Source organism: Clostridium sp. MCC353 (assembly GCF_018785315.1).
Lineage (GTDB): Bacteria > Bacillota > Clostridia > Lachnospirales > Lachnospiraceae > CHH4-2.
This window is the reverse complement of sequence record NZ_WQPN01000168.1, coordinates 1-6,971: the sequence shown is the minus strand read 5'-3', so window position 1 is coordinate 6,971 and position 6,971 is coordinate 1. Positions and strand designations below refer to the sequence as shown.

Here is a 6,971-nt window from a genome sequence, read left to right as displayed (position 1 = left end):
GGGTTGATGTTAAATGGTGTGGGGATTTACATTAAAGGGTGAAGGCTTTTTCGAAAATGCCTTGAGGGTTAATGTAAAAACTTGATATTAAAATCTACCTGCTGAAAGCTAAATGGCATTTAATTCCCCAGCTCCAGAGAACACCAGCAGGAAAGCGGGACGAGGGGACGGACTGGATGTTTGGATGTGGGCGGGGCAAGGGGAATCCTTCGGGGATGAAAGCCATCTGCATTAAAGGGTGAAGCCATTTTCGAAAATGCCTTCACCCTTTATGTCACCCTTTATGTTAAATTTACTTTTAATACCTTTAGCCAGAGAAAACCAGCAGGAGAGTGGGACGAGGGAGCGGAGGTGGAATTGGATCTTTGGAGGCGGCCATGGGGAGCGGAATCCGTCGGTGATGAAAGCCATCTGGAAACCGTTAGTGAAAGTTAGACTCCAGGGATGGAAAAAGACGGGCAGAAACTGAAAACCAAATCAGTTTCTGAGATGCCCACTGAACGGTAAAGTCCCATAAAGAGTTTACCGAGAATGGGCATCGGACCGTCTTTTTCCATCCCTGGAGTCTTAGTTTCACTTACGGTTGGAAGCCGGTTTTCATCACCGACGGATTCCGCTCCCCATGGCCGCCTCCAAAGATCCAATTCCACCTCCGCTCCCTCGTCCCACTCTCCTGCGTATCTTTCTCACCTAAATCCCAATTTAAGAAACCTCCCCTTTCACCAGCTTCACCACAGTTCCTCCCAGCAGGAACAGAGCAATCAGGTTCGGAATGGACATGAGTCCGTTAAATGTATCCGCGATTCCCCACAGAAGCCCTAAATCCATAGTAGCTCCCAGCAGGGCCACGGCGGCATAGACCAGCATGAAGGGCCGGTTGATGCCGGAACCGAACAGGAACTCAATGCACCGGGTGCCGTACAGCCCCCAGCCGATAATTGTAGAAAACGCGAAGCAGCAGAGGGCCACGGCGGTGAATATGGACACCCAGTTGCCGTAGGTGGCAGTGAAGCCGCTGATGGTCAGTTCCGCACCGGCAGCAGCCCCATAAGGCACGGAAATCCCGCTGCACAGGATGACCAGGGCAGTCAGGGTGCAGATCAGGATCGTATCTGTGAATACCTCAAAGATACCAAAATAACCCTGTTTAATCGGATCTTTGGTATCGGCTGCCGCATGGGCGATCGACCCGGTTCCCAGCCCGGCTTCATTGGAAAAAATACCTCTGGAAACGCCGTTTTTCAGGCTCAGGAACATGGTGCCGATTGCGCCGCCGGTAACGGCGGAAGGGGAAAATGCGCCCCGGAAAATGGAGGAGAAGACTGCAGGGACATTTTCAATATGCAGGATGACCACTCCAAAAGCCAGGATGATATAAAATAAAGCCATAAATGGAACAAGCCTTTCCGTAACCCGGCCAATCCGCTTGATACCGCCCAGAAGCACAGAAGCGACAAGGAGAGTAATTAAGCAGCCGATTATTAAATTAAGGGCAGAAACAGATTCTTCTGATATGATTCCGTAATTTAACAAAGCGGAATCAATGGCCGTAGTGATGGTATTAACCTGGGTGGCATTTCCCGTGCCGAAAACGGTGAGGACGCCGAGGGCGGAGAAAACCACTGCCAGCCAGCGCCATTTGGGGCCCAGGCCATTTTTTATGTAATACATAGGGCCGCCTACCCAGTCTCCAGCCTTATTCTTTTCGCGGAAATGAACGGCCAGCGTCACCTCTGAAAATTTTGTGCACATGCCGAGAAGGGCGGATACCCACATCCAGAACACAGCACCCGGCCCTCCGATGGCGATAGCTCCCGCCACACCGGCGATGTTTCCGGTTCCGACCGTTGCGGCTAAAGCGGTACAGACCGCCTGAAATGGGGTGACAGAACCGTCCGAAGCCTCTTTTTTATGGAACAGGCGCCCTATGGTAACTGTAAATGTATAACGGAATTTGCGGAACTGGATGAAACGGGTCCGTATGCTTAAAAATAAGCCGACGCCTATAATACAGACCATGGCGGGTATTCCCCATACAAAACTATTGACAGCGTCGTTGATGTTTTTTACTGTTTGAAACATTTGCATATCCTCTTACTTTCAGCCGATTTGCCGGTCTGTCCAGGAAATGAAGCGGGCAGACCGCTGTTTTTCCATAATATCACATTTTTTACCGGCTGTATAGAAATATGTTTGTATAGACAGGTTGATTTGTTCCTAAGACGAAACAGTTCAGACAGGTCTGCGCATTTACTGCACAGACCGTACGAAAACATAATAGCTGCAGGCATCCAGCCCCTCGCCGCAGGCGGCTTTAATGGGCTGGATGCGTAACAGTTCAAACCTGCCCGAACTGTTACTCTAAGACGCAACCGTTATTATTGGTATTTCAAACTGCAAGGTAGACAATCCATAAGTTCCGATATTATAATAGAGAAAACACCATCACCCGGCTAGGAGAAGCGAAAAATGAAAGAATTATTCACAATCGGAGAAATGGGAGAGCTGTTTCAGATTAATATCAGAACCCTCCGTTACTATGATGAAATCGGGCTTTTAAAACCTGAAATGACCAGCCGGCAGACCGGCTACCGCTATTATTCCACCAAACAGTTTGAACGCCTGAATGCGATTAAATATTTGAGAACTCTCGATATGCCTCTTGAAAAGATCAAACAGTTTTTTGAAAATAAAGACGCCAGGACGATGAAAAAGATTTTGGAAGAGCAGTTGGATGAAACAAGGAGACAGCTTCAAAAACTCCAGACAATGGAAAGAAAGCTGAATATCCGTTTAAGCCAGTTAAACCAGGCTTTAAACGCCCCGCTCGGCCAGGTCAGGGAGATGAAGATGGACGAACGCCCGGTGGCATATTTAAGAAAGACCATAAGCCAGGGAGAGGACTTAGAATATCCCATCCGGGAACTGGAGCGGATGAACCACCTTCAGCCGGTCATGTTTCTTGGAAAGGTGGGCGTTTCCATTGGGATCGAGGATTTGGCGGCCCGGGAATACGGCCGGTTTTCCGGCATATTTGTTTTTTTGGAACAGGAAGATGATTACCAGGGAGAACAGCGGGTGCTGGGCGGGGGCGATTATCTTTCCCTGCTGTACTCGGGAACCCATCAGGATTCCGCCCGGTATTACGACAGCCTGTTTGATTATATGAGGAGCCATAATTACAGCCTGGCCGGCGATTCTGTGGAAATTACCTGGATAGACGCAGGATTTACGGACGATGTGTCTCAATATGTGACAGAACTTCAAATACCCGTAAAAAAGAATAAATGAGAATAAAATGCTTGACCCTCCAGTAACTGGAGGGTTTATTGTTCTTCCATAGGAAATTACGTCTCGTGGGACGGAATGATTCTGTTTCGGACGTAATTCTGCATTTGTTTTATGGAGGACAGTATGAAAGAAGAACATAATTTGACTGAGGGAAATGTATTCCGCGTTCTGCTCACATTTTCCATTCCATTTGTGATTGCCAATATCATCCAGGCAATGTACGGAGCGGCGGACTTACTGGTGATTGGACGCTATTGCCCGCCGGAAAGTGTGGCGGCCGTATCCACGGGAACCCAGGTGACCCAGATCATCACCAGCATGATCACAGGATTAACCCTTGGAGGCACAATTCTGGTGGGAAAATATACGGGGATGAATGAGAAAGAAGAGGTCAGAAAAACCATAGGTACCACGTTGACCGTGTTTTCCATCATCGCAGTCCTGTTAACCATTTTGATGATGGCCATGTCCGGGCTGATTTTGAGACTGTTAAAGACACCGGCTGAATCATTTGAACAGGCCAGGAAATATGTTATGATCTGCAGCAGCGGGATCTTTTTTATCTGCGGCTACAATGCTATCAGCGCAATTCTAAGAGGGTATGGGGATTCGAAGCGTCCGATGATGTTCGTCGCCCTGTCCTGTGTGTTAAATATCATCGGAGATGTGGTATTGGTCAAATATGCCGGGCTTGGCGTTGCCGGAGTGGCTTTGGCAACCATCGGGGCCCAGGGGATCAGCATGGTCTGTGCAGTCTGCTATCTGAATAAACGACGCTTTATTTTCACCTTCAAGCTGGAAAATTTCAGGATTGACCGGGAGAAGATGAAGGAACTGGCTCAGGTGGGCATCCCCATTTCCCTTCAGGAATGCATGGTGAGGCTGTCGTTCCTCTATCTGACCAGCGTCACCAACCGTCTGGGAATCTATGCGGCCGCGGCAGTGGGAATTGCCAGCAAATACGACGTGTTCGCCATGCTTCCCGCCACCTCCATCGCCAACGCCCTGGCGGCTGTCACCGCCCAGAATTATGGGGCGGGAAAGCCGGAGCGGGCAAGGACATCCCTGTTTGCAGGTCTGGGATTCGCGGTGGCGGCTTCGGCTCTGTTCTGGATGTGGGCCCAGATATCGCCCCAAACGATGATCGGTATTTTTGCGGATGATCCGGCTATCATAGAAGCGGGAATTCCATTTTTTAAATCATGCAGTTATGATTATCTGGCCGTCAGTTTTGTATTCTGCCTCAATGGCTATTTAAACGGGCGCTCCAAGACGATTTTTACCATGATAAGCTGCTGTTTCGGGGCTCTGGCCCTGAGAATGCCCCTGATATACTTTGTATATACCTACTGGCCGGATAATCTGAAGATGATCGGCTCCATAGCTCCGCTGGTTTCCGGATTTATGGCGGCATATACCCTGGTCTATGTGCTGTCAGAGCTCAGGAAAGAGCAGGTCAGGATTGGCCTGCCCCAGGGACAGGCTGACTGAAACCTCATTCCCCGGCCAACTGGTCCAGGGATTTGAACGTATATCCCATTTCTTCCCATTTTGTCAGCAGTTCATCCAGAATCTGGCCGTTTGTTTTGGAGGTGCTGTGAAGAAGGACGATTGCTCCCGGGTGGATTCTGCCCAGGAGCTTTTTAAATGCCTCATCCTTGGTGGGCTGCTTATCCGCATACCAGTCCACATAAGCCAGGCTCCAGAAAAATGTCTTATATCCCAGGTCTTTGGCCATCTGGAGGTTGCTTTCGCTGTACTTACCCTGTGGCGGCCGGTAATATTTTTTCATGGTCTGCCCTGTGGTTTGCTGATAGAGGGTTTCCAGATCCCCCAGTTCTTTGGCAAATGCCTCTTTTGTGGAGATTTTAGACATATCCGGGTGGTGGTAGGTGTGGTTTCCAACAATATGGCCATCGGCAATCATACGTTTTACCAGATCAGGGCTGGTTTCTATGTAATTTCCAACCACGAAAAATGTTGCAGGAGCGTTGTGCTTCTTTAAAGCGTCCAAAATAGCCTCTGTATTTCCGTTTTCATAACCTGCGTCAAAGGTGAGATAGAGCACCTTTTCGTCCGTATCTTCCGCATAATAAGCGTCGAAATTTTTCAGATAATCAGCGGTGGCATTGGCAACCGGAGGCTGGCCTTCCTGCTGGAAACTGAGCCCCCAGTTTCCTTCCGCTGATGTCTGTATTGCTTTTGTTTGGGAGGTGTCCGTGATTTCCGCCAGTTTATATCCGGCCAGAAAGAAGACAACAAATAAGAAAAAGACTTGAATGATTTTTTTGCACTTTTGATAATTCATGATTTTCCACCGCAATCTATTTAATTCAATATATTGGAGACTGCGGTGATTCATGCATGAATTCAGGCGTAACAGTTCAGACAGGTCTGAACTGTTACTTTCAGGCATACACTAATGTGCGCTGAAATAGACCTGGCCCGGTTCCATGGAAATGCCTCTGGCCCGATAGAGTTCACTGACCGTAACAAACTGGAAGCCCTGTTCGGCCAGCTGCGGTACCAGTTCTTCAAATGCCTCTGCGGTGCTCTCATAGATATCGTGCATTAATATGATATTGCCGTCTTTGGCATGGGCCAATACGGCCTCGACGATGGCATCCTTATTCTTGGATTTCCAATCTTCAGTATCCACGTTCCACTGAATGATCGGATAAGAGACCAACTGGCAGACCGCCCCGCCGTAAGCGCCATAGGGGACGCGGACTAAATTGGTCCTGGCTCCGATGGCGGCATCCAGATATTCGTTGGTTAGCTCCACCTCCATAAACACTTCTTCCGGAGTGAGCTTTTCCAGGTTCTTATGGTCATATGTATGGTTTGCGATTTCGCTTCCCGATTCGTGGATCCTTTTTTAAGTGGTGGGATAATCGTTAACCCTGCTTCCCACAATAAAAAATGTCACATGCCCGCCGTAAGGTTCCAGCGCATCCAGAATCCGGTTATCCACTTTTGCGTAAGGGCCGTCATCGAAGGTAAATGCGATCATAGGCTTATCCGGGTCCGGATAGGAAGGAACTTCCTCTGCCTCCGAAGGCGTCGCCTCTGAAACCGGGGCAGCGCTTTCCGGCTCTCCATCTTTTGTCCCTCCGGTTCCCTGCGATTCGGCTCCCGGGGCCCCGGCTTCCGATCCCCCAGCTTCCGATCCCGTGGAAATAACTTCCGTTTCAGGAACCACCTCTGTCTGAGCAGCGGCCTTCCTGGCGAATAATTTGGAAATATTATCCTTCTCATATATAAAAAACCGCACAACACAAAATATTACAATTAAAAAAGCGGCGATGGTAATAGAAATCTTAAAAAACCTGCGTAAACGTTCCGCACGTGCCTTTGCCCGGTTCATCCTTGTGGGCCTTCTGCGTCTGTAACTGCCTGACATGTAAATTCTCCTTTATCTTTAAACGTACCTTACATAACTATACCGGAAAAAAGAGGATACGTAAAGGACAATACTGCTGGAAATGGGAGGTTTTTCTGATGGTTTTTTCACATATGGTTACGAAGCCGGCACCGCGAAGCCAGCAGTACATTTGGATCAAATCTTCCACATAGTGTGACGCATGTTACTGTTTACAGCCAATGTCATTTACTTAAGGAGCAAGTAATAAAAGTATATTCTTCAAACGCCATGAGCTTAGTATACTTAAGGATTTTCC

5 protein-coding genes and 1 pseudogene are annotated in these 6,971 nt (G+C 48.5%); 2 read left to right on the top strand and 4 right to left on the bottom strand.

Annotated elements, in window-relative coordinates:
• Window positions 1–431 precede the first annotated feature (431 nt).
• A complete protein-coding gene (locus GPL15_RS25120) occupies window positions 432–644 on the bottom strand; it encodes a hypothetical protein (protein WP_215701420.1) in 213 nt (70 codons plus the stop codon).
• 58 nt (window positions 645–702) lie between these two features.
• Window positions 703–2,082 carry a sodium:alanine symporter family protein gene (locus tag GPL15_RS25115; protein ID WP_215701419.1) on the bottom strand — a complete coding sequence of 460 codons (1,380 nt, stop codon included), beginning with the start codon at window positions 2,080–2,082 and terminating at the stop codon, window positions 703–705.
• Between the two features lie 387 nt (window positions 2,083–2,469).
• Here GPL15_RS25115 and GPL15_RS25110 point away from each other — a divergent pair, with 387 nt between their 5' ends.
• Both GPL15_RS25110 and GPL15_RS25105 read left to right on the top strand, forming a co-directional pair.
• Window positions 2,470–3,291 (top strand): MerR family transcriptional regulator, encoded by an 822-nt coding sequence (locus GPL15_RS25110; RefSeq protein ID WP_215701418.1) that lies wholly within the window; start codon window positions 2,470–2,472, stop codon window positions 3,289–3,291.
• A 123-nt stretch (window positions 3,292–3,414) separates the two neighbouring features.
• The gene (locus GPL15_RS25105; RefSeq protein WP_215701417.1) at window positions 3,415–4,782 is read left to right on the top strand and encodes an MATE family efflux transporter; all 1,368 of its coding nucleotides are present in this window, start codon (window positions 3,415–3,417) and stop codon (window positions 4,780–4,782) included.
• A gap of 4 nt (window positions 4,783–4,786) precedes the next feature.
• On the opposite strand, the gene pdaA is transcribed toward GPL15_RS25105, so the two are convergent.
• Window positions 4,787–5,599: a delta-lactam-biosynthetic de-N-acetylase gene (pdaA, locus tag GPL15_RS25100; RefSeq protein ID WP_215701416.1), complete on the bottom strand. Its 813-nt coding sequence runs from the start codon at window positions 5,597–5,599 to the stop codon at window positions 4,787–4,789.
• A gap of 111 nt (window positions 5,600–5,710) precedes the next feature.
• A pseudogene (locus GPL15_RS27845) lies at window positions 5,711–6,658 on the bottom strand (polysaccharide deacetylase family protein).
• Between the last annotated feature and the right edge of the window lie 313 nt (window positions 6,659–6,971).

What these genes read in the sequence shown, in the direction of transcription:
- GPL15_RS25115 (WP_215701419.1), bottom strand. Translation starts at nt 2,082, where the DNA reads ATGTTTCAAACAGTAAAAAACATCAACGACGCTGTCAATAGTTTTGTA.
- pdaA (WP_215701416.1), bottom strand. Translation starts at nt 5,599, where the DNA reads ATGAATTATCAAAAGTGCAAAAAAATCATTCAAGTCTTTTTCTTATTT.
- GPL15_RS25105 (WP_215701417.1), top strand. Translation starts at nt 3,415, where the DNA reads ATGAAAGAAGAACATAATTTGACTGAGGGAAATGTATTCCGCGTTCTG.
- GPL15_RS25110 (WP_215701418.1), top strand. Translation starts at nt 2,470, where the DNA reads ATGAAAGAATTATTCACAATCGGAGAAATGGGAGAGCTGTTTCAGATT.